11 protein-coding genes and 2 pseudogenes are annotated in these 13,524 nt (G+C 57.0%); 7 read left to right on the top strand and 6 right to left on the bottom strand.

All coding sequences use genetic code 11. The features are described from left to right. Positions 1–11: 11 nt before the first annotated feature. The 3 genes from K9B37_RS17320 to K9B37_RS17310 are packed head-to-tail and all read right to left on the bottom strand — an operon-like array spanning position 12 to position 2,653. On the bottom strand, positions 12–893 hold the full coding sequence (locus tag K9B37_RS17320; protein ID WP_369414344.1) for an ABC transporter substrate-binding protein: 882 nt from the start codon (positions 891–893) through the stop codon (positions 12–14). A gap of 48 nt (positions 894–941) precedes the next feature. Next, complete coding sequence (locus tag K9B37_RS17315; RefSeq protein ID WP_224314784.1) at positions 942–1,730, bottom strand: amino acid ABC transporter ATP-binding protein; 789 nt, start codon at positions 1,728–1,730, stop codon at positions 942–944. Next, positions 1,727–2,653 carry an amino acid ABC transporter permease gene (locus K9B37_RS17310; protein ID WP_224314783.1) on the bottom strand — a complete coding sequence of 309 codons (927 nt, stop codon included), beginning with the start codon at positions 2,651–2,653 and terminating at the stop codon, positions 1,727–1,729. Before K9B37_RS17310 ends, K9B37_RS17315 begins: the two co-directional genes overlap by 4 nt. A 491-nt stretch (positions 2,654–3,144) precedes the next feature. Here K9B37_RS17310 and K9B37_RS17305 point away from each other — a divergent pair, with 491 nt between their 5' ends. The 3 genes from K9B37_RS17305 (at position 3,145) to K9B37_RS17295 (ending at position 7,272) form a co-directional block, all read left to right on the top strand. Beyond that, positions 3,145–4,665 (top strand): ABC transporter substrate-binding protein, encoded by a 1,521-nt coding sequence (locus tag K9B37_RS17305; RefSeq protein WP_224314837.1) that lies wholly within the window; start codon positions 3,145–3,147, stop codon positions 4,663–4,665. Positions 4,666–4,751: 86 nt separating this feature from the next. Beyond that, complete coding sequence (locus tag K9B37_RS17300; protein ID WP_224314782.1) at positions 4,752–6,392, top strand: serine hydrolase domain-containing protein; 1,641 nt, start codon at positions 4,752–4,754, stop codon at positions 6,390–6,392. Positions 6,393–6,945: 553 nt separating this feature from the next. Further along, entirely contained in the window at positions 6,946–7,272 is a 327-nt protein-coding gene (locus K9B37_RS17295) for a hypothetical protein (RefSeq protein WP_224314781.1), read from the top strand. 19 nt (positions 7,273–7,291) lie between these two features. On the opposite strand, the gene K9B37_RS17290 is transcribed toward K9B37_RS17295, so the two are convergent. Continuing rightward, the gene (locus K9B37_RS17290; protein ID WP_224314780.1) at positions 7,292–8,365 is read right to left on the bottom strand and encodes a sensor histidine kinase; all 1,074 of its coding nucleotides are present in this window, start codon (positions 8,363–8,365) and stop codon (positions 7,292–7,294) included. A gap of 63 nt (positions 8,366–8,428) precedes the next feature. Between K9B37_RS17290 and K9B37_RS17285 the strand changes: the two genes are divergently transcribed. The 4 genes and pseudogenes from K9B37_RS17285 (at position 8,429) to K9B37_RS17270 (ending at position 11,743) form a co-directional block, all read left to right on the top strand. Then, positions 8,429–9,124 (top strand): IS6 family transposase, encoded by a 696-nt coding sequence (locus tag K9B37_RS17285; protein ID WP_224314779.1) that lies wholly within the window; start codon positions 8,429–8,431, stop codon positions 9,122–9,124. A gap of 137 nt (positions 9,125–9,261) precedes the next feature. After that, positions 9,262–9,996, top strand: coding sequence for an oxygen-binding di-iron domain-containing protein (locus K9B37_RS17280; protein ID WP_224314778.1), 735 nt, complete (start codon positions 9,262–9,264; stop codon positions 9,994–9,996). A gap of 168 nt (positions 9,997–10,164) precedes the next feature. Further along, positions 10,165–10,880 (top strand): annotated as a pseudogene (locus K9B37_RS17275) (IS6 family transposase). A 152-nt stretch (positions 10,881–11,032) separates the two neighbouring features. Further along, positions 11,033–11,743, top strand: a pseudogene (locus K9B37_RS17270) (IS6 family transposase). A gap of 89 nt (positions 11,744–11,832) precedes the next feature. Here K9B37_RS17270 and K9B37_RS17265 read toward each other — a convergent pair. Together K9B37_RS17265 and K9B37_RS17260 are read right to left on the bottom strand one after the other, a co-directional pair. Beyond that, positions 11,833–12,660 (bottom strand): ABC transporter permease, encoded by an 828-nt coding sequence (locus K9B37_RS17265; protein WP_224314777.1) that lies wholly within the window; start codon positions 12,658–12,660, stop codon positions 11,833–11,835. Next, positions 12,657–13,508 (bottom strand): ABC transporter permease, encoded by an 852-nt coding sequence (locus tag K9B37_RS17260; protein ID WP_224314776.1) that lies wholly within the window; start codon positions 13,506–13,508, stop codon positions 12,657–12,659. Before K9B37_RS17260 ends, K9B37_RS17265 begins: the two co-directional genes overlap by 4 nt. Positions 13,509–13,524: the final 16 nt, after the last annotated feature.

The following is a 13,524-nucleotide window of genomic DNA, read 5'->3' as shown; positions in this document are numbered from 1 at the left end:
TTGGCTTTCTGCTACTTTGCCAGGTTGATGCCGGGCTTTTTGATCATATTCCTCTCAAGACCCCATTTCTTCATGATCTGGGCATAGGTGCCGTTCTCGGCCAGGATCTCGAAGCTGGCGAGAAGTGCCTTGCGAAGATCGGTATTGTTCGGGGCAATCGCGCCCTGGTAGATGTCACCGAAACCGTTCGGGAGGTTGGCAGCCGCGAGATCGAGAATGTTCGGCGCCTGCGACACGAAGTAGGTAAGTGGAGCCTGACCCGAGAAGAAGCCGTCGGCGCGTTTCGAGCGGACGGAGAGGATTGCACCATTCTGGTCCTGGAAAGACTGCACGATAGTCGGCTTGCCGGCAGCCTCGCACTCTTCGGCCTTCTTCTTGAGTACGCGCTCGGCAGAGCCTGCAGCCATGACCGCGATATTCAATCCGCAGACGTCGTCGAGATTCTTGATGTTGCGTGGATTGCCCTTCTGCACGGCGAAGGCCACATATTCCTGTACCCAGTCGATGAAGTCGATCTTGGACCGGCGATCGGGGAAGTCACCGATCGGGCCCACCGACATGTCGTAGCGTCCAGCATCGAAGCCGGCGAGCATGGCTGCAAGACCGCTGACAGTCTGATGCCGGATCTCGACGCCGAGGATCTGACCGATAGCGACGCCGAGATCCGCCGAAGCGCCTTCCAGCTTGTCAGGGCCAAGAACGATGTCGTATGGTGGATAGGAGCCGTTGTTCACGGCAACCATGTAGCCGCGATCGCGGATGGTAGCCGGCACCAGCGCGCGAACCTGCTCGTCGAGCTTCTGGACAGGGATGTCGCTAGAGTGGCCAGGAGTTGCCATGAACGTCGCAGCCAGGACGGCCGATAAGCCTATCATCTTGATCTTGGTTCGCATCAATTCAGTCCTCCAGTTGGTTTAATAGGCGCGCTTCGGCGCTGGTTATTAGATCACACGGTTCAGGAAAGCCCGCGTGCGCGGATGCTTCGGATTGACCAGAACTTGGTCGGGCGGGCCCTCTTCGACGATCCGCCCGCCATCCATGAAGATCACCCTGTCGGCGGCTTCGCGCGCGAAGCTAATCTCATGGGTGACGACGATCATTGTGAGGCCAGACGAGGCGAGATCACGCATCGTCGCAAGCACCTCGCCCACGAGCTCAGGGTCGAGCGCGGATGTCGGCTCGTCGAACAGCATCAGCTTCGGCTTGATCGCCAAAGCCCGGGCGATGGCGACGCGCTGCTGCTGGCCACCGGACAGCTGGCGTGGATAGGCACTCGCCTTCTCCAAGAGCCCAACTCTCTTCAGAAGCATGCGGGCATAGTCTTCGGCGGAGGCCCGCTTCTCCTTATAGACGCCTACAGGTGCCTCGATGATGTTCTGCATCACCGTCATGTGGGGATAGAGATTAAACTGCTGAAACACCATGCCGATGCCATGACGCTGACGGGCAAGCTGCGCGGCATTGGCATAATAGAGCTTCCCGTCGCGCTTTACATAGCCGACCTGTTCGCCACCTACGAGAATAGAGCCTTTCTGCATGCTTTCGAGGTGGTTTATACAGCGCAATAGGGTGGACTTTCCCGAGCCTGAAGGACCGAGGATAACCACGGTTTCACCGATACGCACGTCCAGATCGATTCCTTTTAGGACTTCGTTGGCGCCGTAGGATTTGTGCACGTCGCGGGCCTGGACGAGAACTGGCGCGGAGGAGATGGTTTGAATGATATTCATTGAGCATCCTCCATGTCACTCGTGCTGACCCGCGGAGCCTCGCTGCGTCGCTCACCGCGGGCATAATAGCGTTCGATGTGGGACTGGGCGAAATTGAGCATCGACGTGATAAAGAGATACCAGACCACAGCGACCATCAGCAGCGGAATGATCTCGAAGGTGCGGTTGTAGATTGCCTGGACCGAATAGAGCAGATCATTCATGGCGATGACGCTGACCAGGGACGTCCCCTTAATCATGCTGATCAGCTGATTGCCTGTGGGCGGGATAATCGAGCGCATGGCCTGTGGAATGATAATGCGTCGCAGGGCTCGCTGCCGTGTCATGCCAAATGCCTGTGCCGCTTCGCTCTGGCCGTGATCGACCGAGATGAGGCCAGCCCGGATCACTTCCGCCATATAGGCGGCCTCATTCAGTGCAAGTCCGACGATGGCTGCCGTCAAGGGCGTGATGATCGTGTTGGTGTCCCAGCTCACGAGGGGCGGGGCGAAAGGGATAGCAATCGAGATCTGAGGGAACAGCGTAGCTAGATTGTACCAGAAGATCAGCTGCACCAGCATCGGAGTGCCGCGGAAGAACCAGATGTAGAGGCCGGCGAAACCGGATGCGATCCGATGCCCGGAAAGGCGGCAGATAGCGAGGACGAGCCCGATGATTGTACCCAGCACCATGGCAACGACCGTGAGGCCGAGCGTGACTCCTAGGCCCTGCATCACAGTGGGGTCAAACAGCCAGTGAAAGACGGTGTGCCACTGGAATGCATCGTTGGCGATGATCATCCACGCCATGTAGAGCGCAAACAGAATGGCGGCGCATGTCAATGCCCAACGCGGATAGTTGACGGCTGCGACAGCGCGCGAAACATCCCAACCCTCAGAGGAGTCCGCAGTTATAGCGCTGCCAGCCCGGTCCATTGCCGCCATCTCGGTTCCTTCTATTCGGATGTCGCGCCCGCGACCCTGAGCCGGGGTCTCCTTAGATTGGAGATTAGAGGTCTGCGGATTGGGCTCTAAAACAGCTAAAATTTACGCGAGACATAGACGATGACTATAGAAAGCGGAGGCTTTCTATCCCACCTAACGGCATGTCATGAGATCGCTCTCGTCGTGTCCAGCGGCCTCATGAATCACCTGGCGGAAAAGGGGCGAGATCTCCCAACACCGTCGATTATACAGCTTTCAGCCAAATATCCGGCTTAACTCACGCGTCAGCCGCAATTTGGCGACGCTGCCAATGTCCCCTTTCATTGCGGGCCGAATAAGCTGCACGGTGGGCAGTTGCTTCGTCGGTCATCCTCAGTCGCTGTGCCTCGATACCTCTTCTCGGCTCTAGACAACGCTGTTTCTCCTACCTCATAATAATGAGGTATATTCCATATTTATGGAATTAAGGGAGGTAGGGAATAGTGAAAACAATGAAATTTTCAGTAATGACAGGGATGGCAGTCGCGCTCCTAGCCCTTGCCCCAGCATCTGCACAGCAGCGGGGTGGTGTGATCAACGTTGCCACTATCGGAGAGCCGCCAACTCTCGATCCGATGGTAAGCTCCACCGACATCGTCGGCATGATCGGTCAACATATTTATGAAACGCTTTTCACCTTCGACAAGGATTGGAAAACGTCTCCCCTGCTAGCCGCTGGGATGCCCTCGATCTCACCTGATGGCCGGATCTATACGATCAAGCTGCGGCAAGGCGTGACGTTCCATGATGGGCAAATGATGACCTCGAAGGACGTGGTGGCTTCACTGAAGCGCTGGACGGACTTGGCAAGCCGCGGCAAGCAAATCGTAGACAACATCGCTTCCATTGAGGCCCTTGACCCCACAACTGTGCAGATCAGCCTGAAAGAGCCATATGCACCGTTGCTGGCTTTGCTGGCGTTCAACAATTCCGCCGCCGTCATCATGCCAGCGGACAAACTCGACAATCCAATCAAGGATGCGATCGGCACCGGGCCTTATAAGGTCAAAGAACGCAAGCCTGATCAGTATCTGCAGCTGGTGCGTTTCGATGCTTATCAGTCACCGCCTGGCGAAGTGAGCGGGTACGGAGGCGCTCGGCACCAATATGTCGATGAGATCCGGTTCATTCCGGTGCCGGATGCCAACACTCGTGTCGAAGGCGCATTGGCAGGCCAATTCACTTATACCGACTCACTTCCGATCGAATCTTACCCACGCTTGAAGGGTAGCGCGTCTGAAGCAGTCGTCCTTGCCCCTTTCGGATGGCCGATGTTCGTCATGAACAACAAGGAGGGGCTCCTGAGTGACCTGCGATTAAGGAAAGCGGTGCAAATTTCTCTCAAACAGGAGGATATGCTGGCCGCCGCATTTGGCGACCAGGCATTTTACGCCGTTAATGCGCCAATGTATCCGAAGAACTTTATCTGGCATACAAAAGCTGGGGCCGAGCCCTACAATGTTGGCGATCCAGACAAAGCGAAAGCTCTCCTCAAGGACGCTGGGTATGGCGGGCAGAAGCCACTACGCATCGTCACGAGTCGGCAGTATGAATTTCACTATAAAATGGCACAGGTTGCAGCCGAATATCTCAAGCTAGCGGGCTTCAATGTCGCGATGGAGGTTGTCGACTGGGCTACGCTTGTGCAGCGAATTCGGAATCCTGCTCTTTGGGATATCTTCATCACTCATAGCCCGTTTCTCGCCGACCCTGCGTTGATCAGTATTCTGTCTCCAACGGCAAGCGGATGGTGGGATACGCCGGCGAAGACCGAAGCGGTGGCCGCCCTCAACAAGGCGACTACGGAGGGCGAACGCATCCAGCTTTGGGAGAAAGTACAGAGCCTAATCTTTGCTGAAGCACCTTTGGTGAAGATTGGTGATTTCAACTCACTCTCCGCGAAGTCTCCGAAACTGCAGGGGTTCACGCCTTCGCCATGGCCCGCTTTCTGGAATGTTTCTTTGAAGCCATAGGACAACAAAACCTTAAAGCTATTTGAGTGACGTCCGCTGATCGAGTTGGTCAGCGGGCGCCCGTATCATGATCAGGCGTTGAAAACATGGACACGCTTTCCCTCACTACCCTTCCGCCTGGTTTTTCTGCCAGCATCGACAACCTCTTCAAATCCTGGAATCGACCTGACACTCCAGGTGTTGCCGTTGGTGTAATCTACCGCGGAGAAATCGTTCACCGCACCTGCTACGGTATGGCCGACCTGGCGCATGCGGTCCCACTCGAGCCGCGTACGGTGATCCGTATCGCATCGCAGAGCAAACAGTTCACCGTACTTTTGACTCTAATGTTGGAAGCGGAAGGAAAACTGTCCCTTGACGACGATGTCCACCTACATTGTCCATGGCTTCCCGCCTATAATGATCCCATTAAGCTGTGGCATCTCGCATCCAACACCAGCGGTCTTCGTGACATTCTCGAACTCATGATCTTAAGCGGAGTGCCAATTCTCGCGCCATCTTCGCGACGGTTAGCACGCGCCTTCGTGGCTCGGCAACGGAAGCTGAACTTCCGATCCGGAGAAGACCTGTTATACAGCAACACCAACTTTCTGTTACTCTCGGAGATTCTCGAACAGGTCTCAGGTAAGTCCTTCGACGAGCTTCTCACCGAGAGGATTACCGGTCCGCTTGGAATGAACGACACGCAGTTGATGCCGCGTGACGACGTGATCGTGCCACGCCTTGCAACTCACCATCGTGTCGGCCCTGACGGTGATTGGCTCAAGGCAGCGTGGGGTATCGCCATCGGTGGCGAAGGAGCCATAGTTTCCACACTGGATGATATGTTGCGGTGGCAACAAAACCTCCGGCGGCCGATCGTCGGAACGCCGGAGATGTTTGCGCGGATGCGTACGTCGACTCGGCTCGCAAACGGAGAAACCGTGCCCTATGGACTTGGTCTGGTTAATACCGTTCATCATGGCCTGAAAGGGATAGGCCATGGTGGATGGATTGCAGGGTCGAAATCCGAAGCCGTTTTCTTTCCAGACGTAGACCTTGGGATCGTTGTCCTCGCGAACACCGACGAGATCGTCCCCTTCGAATTGGCTAGACAAATCGCAGACTTGGCCCTTAGCAGGGACACTTCAATAAGCCTGTCGATAGGCACGAGAGATCAGCTCAACGCAGCTTCAGGTGTATACCGTCACAGGACGGACAACGATATCTTCAAAATCGTACAGCGGTCATCAGGACCGGCACTCGTGACGAGCATGGGAATTGCTTCCATCGCGGAAATTGCGCCTAGTATTTTCGCTCCACGATCGTCCATTCCAGCCTTTACCTTCCGACTTGAGGAGAACGGTTCGATTACGACGGACCGATTTGGATGCAAGCTTCGCTTTGATCGAGTGTCGATATACGGGACAGAAAGCGATGTCTCTAACTGCGTCGGTAAATATTATGACGATGATTCCGGGTTAGCTGCAGAAATTCGTGAAGCGAATGGTTGCAAATGGCTGCGCCTATCGTCGGATATCGGTGCCTGTATGCTCGAACTTGAGAGGATTGATACGGACCTTTTTGTTGCACGCCAAGGAGATACGGACATTCACGATGCTTGGCGGATTGCGCCTTGGGTCTTGCCATGGCTTTATACGGTCCGCTGCTTCGAAGGTGGTATTGCACTCAGTAGCGATAGAACGAAAAACCTTGTTCTCCATCGGTGTTCTGGACGCGGGCTGTAACAACGACAGGGTCTCTCTCGTAACAAAGGCCAGGGTTTATAGAGTCCCTGGGAGCCGTGATCCGAATCAGATTGAGAAAGGCGTCGCAGCTGAGAGTGGCAGCAAAATCATAACCCACTGGGGTCTGCTCATGGCACGAGGCGGAAGTACACCAAATGTCTGCTCATGCAGGAAGTACCAGACATTCCATAACGAGGGCGAACTTCGCTGCCTGGCCCTCACCCGAGCTTCCGCGCTGGCGTCAAGGGGCGGGCGTCGGAGCCCATACGACTGTTCGTTCCGGCTGGGGAAGAAGGAGGAGGTAGCGCATTGCCAAAACGAGAGGCGACCGGCTCCTTGCCAATGATCAGGCGTGAATGTCGACCAAGGTCTCGTTGCCCGGCCAAATTTAGGAGGGAGCGTCTCTTTGCTGCCGCCGCGTACGAGTTTGGCGCTCATCCAGCGTGACCATGGCGAACACCCTTTCCCTGGTCGATTTCTGTGGTGGCGTCGAAACTGCTTGCGTCCTCCAAGTTCGGCTGCATGGTACCCCAATATCGTTCGAAGCCACCCTATGACCGACTTCCACCGGCAGATTGCAGACCTTGAAGACGAGATCGACGCGCTGACTGACGTGGTGGAGCGCTGCCGGAAGAGCATGATCGTCGCGAGGGGCGCGCTTGTAGCAGGGGGGCTGACGGTCGGAGCAGTCCTGCTTGGGCTTGTCCGGCCCGATCCAATCGTCCTCATCGTTGGGATCGCCACTACACTGGCCGGGATCGGCTTTTACGGATCCAGCAAAGGCACCCTGGACGAAACCTCGGGAAGGATCAGGGCGCTTGACGCCCAGCGAGCCGAGATTATCGACGAGATGGACCTCCGGACGGCTCCGTTGCAGTAACTCGCTGAGGCAGTGGCCGTTACGGGTTGACCGGAAACCTGATGGTGGCAGTGGTGCCGGAGGAGCCGGCGCGAGGCTTAACCACCGCCGTGCCGCCTAGCTGTGCCGCCATCGCGTGGATCAAGCGTCGGCCCAGGCCAGTGGACTCCCGGTCTGCCAACGGTCCGAACGGCAAGCCGATGCCGTCATCAGACACGATCAGGGTGAACTCATCGTTCTCGCGGTGGAACGCAACCATGACCATCCCGGGCTGCTCGGCCGGAAAGGCATATTTCAGGCTGTTGGTGACCAGCTCGTTGACAATCAGACCGGTTGCCACGGCTCGCTCCTCTGTCAGAAAGTGCTGCTCAACTGCCACTTTGAACCCGATCGGCCGTAGGCCGATCAGTGCCGTTTTGAGATCGTCGCATAGATCGATGACATAGGATCGGATATCGACGACTGCTGTCGTGTTCTCCCGTTTGAGGCGATCCTGTAAGCGGCTCATGACGTGCAGGCGCTCGGCGGTCGAAACCAGGGCGGCCTGCGCACTCGGATCCAGCACTGTCTTCGCCTGCAAGCGAACGAGAGCGGTAAGCAGAGCGAGATCGTTCTTCATGCGATGGCCGGCCTCCTGCAACAGGAGATCTTTGTCCTGCTCCGCCGCGGCCAAGTGGATATTGGCCTGGCTCAGCTCAAAGGCCAAAGTGTGCAGGTTCCCAATCACCGCGGCCGTCACGATGCCAGCCACCACGAACAGGGCCAGGCCGACACTCTGGTGCGGATCGCTGATCCGAAAGCTGCCTGCCGGCTCCATGAGATTATAGGCAATTAGGGCGGCGCTCAGAAGTGTCGAATAGGTGCCGCTGCCATGATCGAAGAGCGCCGCGTTAATGACAATGGTGACAAAGAACAGAACCAGCGGATAAGCTGCAAGGGGCTCGGTCAAGCTCACCTGCAGTCCATACACCATGAAGATAATCACGGTGGCGGTGAGATAGCGCGCCCAGAGCGGCCATTGTCGCGTTTCAAAGCTATAGGCAAAGAACGCCTGCATGGGTGAGGAAAGCGCCGCAACCACGCAGGTTCCACGGCCGGCAACATTCAAGAGCATCGTCTTTCGGTATTGTCATGGGAACGGCTGACGCGGGCGGCTAATGCCCAGTAGATTTGGGGGATGCAGCCCATCTCCTCTGCTCGACACCAGTTCCCACCTGAGATTATCCGGCAGCCAGTCTGGCTCTACTTGCGTTTCACCTTGAGCTATCGCGATGTGGAGGAACTGCTGGCTGAGCGGGGCCTTGATGTTTCCGACGAGGCGATCCGGCGGTGGGTGCTGAAAATCGGACCTGCATACGCCCGCAACCTGCGCCGGCTAACGCCGAAGCCGACGGCCACTTGGCAGTTGGACGAGGTGGTCGTCTCGGTCCAAGGGAGGCGCATGTATCTCTGGCGAGCGGTCGACAGCGAAGGCGAGATCCTCGACATCCTCATGCAAGCGAGGCTAGACAAAGCAGCTGCGGTGAAGCTCATGCGCAAGTTGCTGAAGAAACAGGGGAATGCTCCCAGCGTACTCGTGACCGACAAGCTGCCGTCATCTGGAGCAGCCAAACGCGAGTTGGGGCTTTCCGCGCGTCATGAGCAAGGTTTGCGCAGGAACAATCGGGCCGAGAATTCGCATCAGGTGGTGCGACGACGCGAACGCAAGATGCGGGGCGTCAAGTCGCCCGGATCGGCCCAGCGCTTCCTGTCGATACCCTCTGCGGTCCACAACATCGTCAATCTTCAGCGCCACCTCATTTCCCGCCGCACTCTCCGCTTCATTAGGGCAAAGGCCGCTGCCCAGGGGCATCTGGCGACAGCAGCCGCCTAAGCCAAGTTCTGCTCTGAGCTCTGCTCACCCTTATCCAAGTTCCCGTGACAGTGCCCGGCCAAGTCCTGACAGCTTTTGATCGAACCGCGTGATAGAATGCATGCACCACAGCTTCAGAAGGATCGTGGTTAACTACAATGGATATCACGGCAGATGAAATCGCAGCCGATGTATTCCGCGTATCCTACTATGCCCCGGAGTTGGACTTCACCTTCAATCAATACCTTGTTCGCGATGACGAGCCCTTGCTTTACCATACTGGCTTCAGGAGAACGTTCCGTAAGACCAGAGACGCAATCGCTCGCTTGATCGATCCGGCGAAGGTACGCTGGATTGCCTATTCCCACTTCGAACCGGACGAATGCGGTGCTTTGAACGAGTGGCTCACGGCAGCGCCCGAGAGTTCGGTCATCGCGGGTCCGGTAGGCGGGGGTGTGGTGCTGGACGACTTCGCAGATAGGCCCGCCACAATTCTTGAGGATAATGAAACACTGTCGACCGGACGTAGGCGCTTCAAGTTCCTTTGCACGCCTCACGTTCCTCATGGCTGGGATGCAAGTCTTCTCTTCGAGGAGACGGAAGGAACGCTGTTTTGCTCCGATCTCTTCCTCCACAATGGACGGCAATCACCGATCGTAGAGTGCGACATCGTCGAACCTGCTCGCGATCAGATCGTTTGCTCTTCTGCCGGGCCTTTTGCGCATAGCCTCCCATATACCACGCGAACTGATGCAGTCTTTCAGAGGCTTGCTCGACTTAATCCGCGGACGCTTGCGGTCATGCATGGCGCCGCATTTAGGGGCGATGGTGCACGTGCCCTAACCGATCTCGGCAGCGTCATGGCGGACCTTGCCCGAGGTGGCGTGCTTTAGGAGAGATCCTACGCAGCTTTGGTCCGCCAACGTCCGCAACGGGTCGACTCTAGCTGCTCGACCACGGGGCTCTGCGAATGGCGGTTTATGGCACATCCTGGGGTTCTGTCGTAGCTTTGAAGCTTGCGCCGCCTGAGCTACGACCCGAGGGGGTGAGAGGGGCTGACGGTGAAGCAGAAGAACAAGAACCCATTCAAGGGTTGGCAGTTCACGGCGGAGATCATCCTGTGGGCGGTCCGCTGGTACCTGCAATTTCCAATCAGCTATCGTGACCTGGAACGCATGCTGGCTGATCGAGGCATTCAGGTCGACCACACGACCCTGTTTCGATGGATCCAGGCTTACGCTCCGGAGTTGGATAAGCGCGTGCGTCTGCATCTGCGCATGACGAACGGTTCCTGACGGGTGGACGAGATCTACATTCGAGTGAAGGGTGAATGGGTTTATCTCTACCGCGCCGTTGATGCGACGGGGCAGACCATCGACTTTCTGCTATCCCCAAGCGGGATACGTCTGCCGCCCGGCGCTTCTTCCGCAAGGCCTTAGGGCAGCCGAATACGGTCAATCCGTGAACCATCACGGTCGACAAGAATGCGGCCTATCCCGTCGCGACGAAGGCTATGAAACGTGCCGGCGAGGTCTGGCGGTTTGCCAAACTCCGGCAAGTGAAGATTTTGAATAACATCGTCGAGCAGGATCACCGGCGTATCAAACGGCTGGTTCTCCCAGGATTGGGCTTCAAGAGCTTCGCGACGGCCACGCAGACGATTGCCGGCTACGAGGCCATGGCGATGATCCGCAAGGGACAGGTTATCGATGCTCCAGGGAATGACATGGTCGCTCAGCGCGCCTTTATTGCCAGCCTGTTCGGCGCAGCCGCCTGACGGGGGTCCTAGGCGGACCTTCGCGCGACCTATGTCAGGAGTTGCAACGGAACCCTCAAGGATTTGGTGGCGGAACGAATTACGGTGCGGGAGACCTCCCAGTGGTACTGTCAAGTTGGCAAGAGTCCAGGGTCTATGGCGGGCCCCCGCGCATGAGCACGACGTCCAACCTCTATCGCGGATTCCGCTTTCAAGCCGAGATCATCAACCAGGCGGTCTGGTTGTATCACTGCTTCAGCCTGAGCATACGCGAAGTCGAGCTGATCTTGGCGGCTCGCGGCGTCGTGGTCAGCTACGAGACCATCCGAGAATGGAGCCGGCGCTTCGGTCGGAACTTCGCCAATCGTCTCAAACGGCGTCGGCCGCAGCTGGGTGATAAGTGGGTTTTAGGTGAGGTGTTTATCCGTATCCGAGGCAAACTGCACGATCTCTGGCGAGCGGTTGATCAGCAGGGAAACGTACTCGATGTTCTGGTGCAGAGCCGCAGCAACAAAAAGGCAGCAAAGCTTTTCTTTCGCAAGCTGCGGAAAGGTTTGTGCTACACGCCGAGGGTTACCGTGACGGACAAACTCGGATCCTACGGCGCCGCTGAACGCGAGATTCTGCGGAGCGTATAGCATCGGCAGAGCCGGTATCTCGATAATCGCTGTGAGATGTCGCACCAACCCACCCGAAGGCGTAAGCGTCGCATGCGGCGGTTCAAGTCAGTCCGGCATGCCCAGCAATTTCTTGCCACCCACGCCCAGATCCTCAACCACTTCCAACGCCGCCGTCATCGTCTGTCCGCCAGTGAGTACCGGGCTGCGCGGGATCGCGCCTTTGCTACGTGGCGCGACGCCACCGGTGCGGCCCTACTAGGCTGATGTGGACTGACCCGAGGGCTGCGCCCATCGCAGCTTTGCCTCTTCGGCGCCAAATTGACAATACCGCAGTTCTAGTCGCACGCTGTCACTTAGCTACGACGGCCGGTAAACACGTTCAGACCAACAAGACGATCGATAATAAGAACGATGATTGCCGAGCCGATGACCGACCAGGTTGAGACCGCCGCAATGATCGGTCTGTATTGGTACAGAAGGTATTCGTAGATTTTGATCGGAAGGGGTTGCAACTCGCGCGGCGTGAGAAAGACCGAGATGGAAAAGTCGTTCCACGACGTTATGAAGGCGAACAGGAAGCCGGCGATAACACCGGGTTTGATCAGCGGCAATGTGACCGACACGAACGTTCGCCAGGGAGATGCGCCGACGCTGCCGGCAGCATCCTCCAGAGCGGGATCGAGATGCTCGGTAACGGCCGTGATGGTTCGCACCGGATACGGCATCGTGATTATTACGTGGCCAATCATTAGGATGGACAGATTGGTTACACCGAACGCATAGATCATCACTGAATAAAGGGCCAAGGCGAAGATTATCGATGGCACGAGCAGCGGCCCCATGAATGACAGGGTCAGTATCCTCGCTACTGCGGGTGGCGCTTTCCTCAATTGGAGTGCGACTGGTAGCGCGAAAAGCGTCGAGAAAGCGGCCGCCACTACTGCGACGACGAAGCTGATCAGGGCGCCGTTGACGAAGCTGCCCTCTGTCAAAGCCGCCATCATCCAGCGCAAGGTCAATTGCCGAGGCGGGAAGAACATTGCTTCCGCATTCAATGCAGCGCCGGCGACCACGATAAGTGGAGCGACGACGAAGGCAAATGCGCAAGACGCCGCGATTCCCAATCCTGTGGGGACTGGCCAGCGCGCTTTCCCACTCGATACTGCTGTGGTGGCGGTCATGCTGCTTTCCTCGCTGTTCGGAATGTTCGATTGATCACAAACAGGTAAATAGCCGTAATCACGATGCTTAGGAGCGTCAGGCTGATCCCGACCGCCGCGGCAAACGGAAAGTTGCCTTGTACCGTTGCCTGCACATAGGCCATCATGCCCATCATCTTGACCCGGCCGCCGCCCATAAGGGACGGAATTGCAAACGCTGCAGCGTTTAGCGTAAAGGCAATCAGCGTGCCGGCGACCACTCCCGGCAAGGACAGCGGAAAAGTCACGGCCCAGAACGTTTTATACTTGTTCGCGCCGACGCTTTCGGCCGCCTCTTTCAGAGCCGGATCGACGGCAGCAAGCACGCCGATGAGGGGCAAAACGACGTAGGGTATGGCAATCTGGACCAGTCCGATCAGGACGCCAAGTTCGGTATACATGATCCGAACCTTGGGCATTCCAAGAAAGGTCAGCGCACTGTCGACAGCCCCTCCACTCATAAGAAGGACATTCAAGCCGAAAATCCGGATGACAATATTCACAGAAAGGGAGACCACCACCATGCTGGTGAGCAAGCCTCTGCGATGCGCAGGAAGTTCAGCAATATAATAGGCGAGTACGTAGCCAATAATCAAAGCGAGCACTGTGGAGACAACCGAGAGCTTGACAGTCGTCCAAAGCGCCGTCTCCAGGTAGAAAGGATCCGTCCAGAAGCGAGCATAGTGCTCGAGCGTGCCGGTAAACACGGGAGGGCTGCCGACCTCGTGTGTAGACATGCTCGTCGCAACGAGCCAAGCCATGGGCACGAAGAAGAAAAGGATGACGAAGACGAACGGCACGAACATCGGTGCCTGGGTAGCCCAGGTCACAAACCGCTTCCGGAGC

It is taken from the genome of Microvirga puerhi (assembly GCF_020089865.1).
In the GTDB taxonomy this organism is placed as follows: Bacteria; Pseudomonadota; Alphaproteobacteria; order Rhizobiales; family Beijerinckiaceae; genus Microvirga; species Microvirga puerhi.
This window is presented reverse-complemented; position numbering and strand designations above follow the sequence as displayed.

Bases quoted from the DNA above. Each gene is read 5' to 3' on its own strand.
- K9B37_RS17320 (WP_369414344.1), bottom strand. From the start codon at position 893: ATGCGAACCAAGATCAAGATGATAGGCTTATCGGCCGTCCTGGCTGCG.
- K9B37_RS17315 (WP_224314784.1), bottom strand. From the start codon at position 1,730: ATGAATATCATTCAAACCATCTCCTCCGCGCCAGTTCTCGTCCAGGCC.
- K9B37_RS17310 (WP_224314783.1), bottom strand. From the start codon at position 2,653: ATGGCGGCAATGGACCGGGCTGGCAGCGCTATAACTGCGGACTCCTCT.
- K9B37_RS17305 (WP_224314837.1), top strand. From the start codon at position 3,145: ATGAAATTTTCAGTAATGACAGGGATGGCAGTCGCGCTCCTAGCCCTT.
- K9B37_RS17300 (WP_224314782.1), top strand. From the start codon at position 4,752: ATGGACACGCTTTCCCTCACTACCCTTCCGCCTGGTTTTTCTGCCAGC.
- K9B37_RS17295 (WP_224314781.1), top strand. From the start codon at position 6,946: ATGACCGACTTCCACCGGCAGATTGCAGACCTTGAAGACGAGATCGAC.
- K9B37_RS17290 (WP_224314780.1), bottom strand. From the start codon at position 8,365: ATGCTCTTGAATGTTGCCGGCCGTGGAACCTGCGTGGTTGCGGCGCTT.
- K9B37_RS17285 (WP_224314779.1), top strand. From the start codon at position 8,429: ATGCAGCCCATCTCCTCTGCTCGACACCAGTTCCCACCTGAGATTATC.
- K9B37_RS17280 (WP_224314778.1), top strand. From the start codon at position 9,262: ATGGATATCACGGCAGATGAAATCGCAGCCGATGTATTCCGCGTATCC.
- K9B37_RS17265 (WP_224314777.1), bottom strand. From the start codon at position 12,660: ATGACCGCCACCACAGCAGTATCGAGTGGGAAAGCGCGCTGGCCAGTC.